Here is a 244-nt window from a genome sequence, read left to right as displayed (position 1 = left end):
CCTCACCCGGTCCTGCGCCCCGGGGCGGACCCGACGCGCGGACGAGAACGGGGGCGACGCCGAGCCCCGACGCGGTTCCCCGGCGGCGGTGGTCACGGCCGTGCGCGAGGCGCTGGGGGAGCGCGGCGTGCTCTCGGTGCGCTCCTCGGCGGCGGACCTGGTCCCCGACGGGCAGACGCGCGCGGAGATCCCGGGCCTCGCCCGGGCCTTCGAGGCGGCCGGGGCGGACGTCCTGATGTCCCGC

Annotated in this window: 1 pseudogene; it reads left to right on the top strand. The window is 80.7% G+C overall.

Annotated features, from left to right (window positions below):
- Positions 1-244: pseudogene (locus KVS67_RS12700) on the top strand (NADPH-dependent 2,4-dienoyl-CoA reductase); the annotation flags it as partial.

This window comes from Micrococcus sp. GbtcB5 (genome assembly GCF_019091605.1).
GTDB lineage: Bacteria > Actinomycetota > Actinomycetes > Actinomycetales > Micrococcaceae > Micrococcus > Micrococcus luteus.
This window is presented reverse-complemented; position numbering and strand designations above follow the sequence as displayed.